The organism is Paraburkholderia sp. Ac-20340, assembly GCF_017104965.1.
Lineage (GTDB): Bacteria > Pseudomonadota > Gammaproteobacteria > Burkholderiales > Burkholderiaceae > Paraburkholderia.
This window is the reverse complement of record NZ_JAAGPR010000078.1, coordinates 1-2,063: the sequence shown is the minus strand read 5'-3', so window position 1 is coordinate 2,063 and position 2,063 is coordinate 1. Positions and strand designations below refer to the sequence as shown.

Genomic DNA, 2,063 nt, shown 5'->3' with positions numbered 1-2,063 from the left:
TTGTCAAACGCAATCTCAAGTTGATACAGCTTCGGACGCAAACGCAATCGTAATTTGATACACCCGCTCATGCGGTTAATGACTGGGGGCTGCCTCCTTCGAATTGCGTTTGCGTTTGATGTCGTCTGCGTCGTTTAGGTGCGGTGGTGGCATGCGGTTGATCATGCCGGCCTGACGTTTTTCCTTCAACCTGTACGAGTCGCCGGAGATCGGCACGACGTGTGCGTGATGAAGAAGCCGGTCGAGGAGCGCCGCCGTGAGCGTTGCATCGTCAGCGAAGGTCTGGTCCCACTGGCCGAACGGCAGATTGCTGGTCAGGATGAGACTGCCGGTTTCGTATCGTTTGGCGACCACCTGGAAGAGCAGGTTCGCCTGCTCCCGGTCCATGGGCAGGTATCCCATCTCGTCAATGATGAGAAGCTTGTAGGGCTTCGTGATCCGCTTGATGGTTTCCTCGAGCTGGTTGCGGCGCAACGCTGTCGTCAATTGCATCAGCAGATCGGCGGCAGTGATGAAGCGAGTGCGAAACCCGGCCTGCGTTGCACGATATCCAAGCGCGACAGCAAGATGGGTTTTACCAACGCCACTGGGTCCGAGGAGCACGACATTCTCGGCACGCTCCACAAAGGCAAGACTGCCGAGTTCGAGAACCAGTGCTTTCGGCACGCCGAGTGCGAATTCGAAGTCGAATTCATCAAGCGTCTTGATTGCCGGGAAGCCAGCTAGACGCGTCAGCATCCGGCGCATTCGTTCCGCGCGTGCCATCGCTTCATCCTTCAAGGCCTGTTCGAGGAAGTCGAGATAGCCGAGTTCGCGTTTCGCGGCCATCTGGCCGAGATGTGCAATCTGTGTCGGCAAGTGCAGCAGGTTGAGCTGCTTGCACAACACAGTCAGTCGTTCGAGCTGTGGCGTCATGCGCTTACCTCCTGCGCGCGGCTGAACGCGTCGTAAACCGACAACGGGTGCTGCAACGGTCTGTTCCACTCCGGGCTCGCGTACCGTGATGCTGGTTTCGGCTGCTGATGTGGCGTCGCGCCCGTTCTAACCGATCGTCCCACGTAGGGTGCCGGCAGTGGCAGAAGATGCGGCCGTTCCTCGAGCAACACCTCAGCTGGAACCCGTTTGGTAGTGCCGTGCACACGGACGTTGGCGACGTCGCGCAACCACAGTCTGACGCGCTCATTGCACAGGCCGCAGTCGGCTGTGAGCCCTGCCTGCTTAAGCATTGAAACCAACGGGACCCAGAAGCTGTAGCGCAGATATCCGTTCATACGCTCGACTTTGCCCTTCGTCTTCGCGCGGTATGGCTTGCACACGCGAGGTACGAACCCATGGTGTTTGGCGAAGTCAGCGAACCCCGGATGATATCGGTGCTGCTTCTTGCCATAGGCATCGCGTTTCAGGATCACCGTCTTCATGTTGTCGTACACGATCTCTCTGGTGACGCCGCCAAATGCCTCGAATGCCCGCACATGGCAAGCCAGCAGCGTTTCGATACGCATGTCGGTGACAAACTCCGCGTAGCTGACCCGGCTGTAGCCCAATGTCGCAACGAACGCCGCGAGCATGCCGAGTTTGTGCCCCGGCTTGCGAAACTCGATCCAGTCCATCTGCATCTGATGGCCCGGCTCTGTCTCGAACCGGACCACTGGATCGGGGCGTGCAGCGGGTCGAAGCTTCTGCAGATACTCCTGCACCCGGCGTAACCCGCCCGTGTAGCCGCGCTCCTCAATCTCCCGCTTGAGCACCGTCGCCGGAATCCAGTCCGGCTTCGCTGCTTCGACCCGGCCCTCCAGATAAGCCTTGAAGGGTGCAAGCTTGCCGGCGACTGGTTGCCGGGCCTTACGCTGCGGCGGACCCGATTCCAGATATTTCCTGACTGTGTTGACTGACATGCCGGTCTCGACCGCGATGTCCCGGAGGCTGTTTCCCTGGCGACGCAGAATCTCGATTTCCATGTACTCCTCGTAGCTGATCACGGGCCGCCCAAAAGGAGCAACCCTACAACGAGGTGTATCAATTCCTAACTGCGTTGCTGTATCAATTTACAACTGCGCGCGACA

The 2,063-nt window shown here is 58.8% G+C and carries 2 protein-coding genes; both read right to left on the bottom strand.

Going from position 1 to position 2,063, the window contains the following annotated elements; genetic code table 11:
* Positions 1 to 75: 75 nt before the first annotated feature.
* Positions 76 to 915, bottom strand: coding sequence for an IS21-like element helper ATPase IstB (istB, locus tag G3N59_RS36755; RefSeq protein ID WP_105766932.1), 840 nt, complete (start codon positions 913 to 915; stop codon positions 76 to 78).
* Entirely contained in the window at positions 912 to 1,958 is a 1,047-nt protein-coding gene (istA, locus tag G3N59_RS36750) for an IS21 family transposase (protein WP_205987907.1), read from the bottom strand. The genes istB and istA overlap by 4 nt, the downstream gene beginning before the upstream one ends.
* Between the last annotated feature and the right edge of the window lie 105 nt (positions 1,959 to 2,063).

Bases quoted from the DNA above. Each gene is read 5' to 3' on its own strand.
- istB (WP_105766932.1), bottom strand. From the start codon at position 915: ATGACGCCACAGCTCGAACGACTGACTGTGTTGTGCAAGCAGCTCAAC.
- istA (WP_205987907.1), bottom strand. From the start codon at position 1,958: ATGGAAATCGAGATTCTGCGTCGCCAGGGAAACAGCCTCCGGGACATC.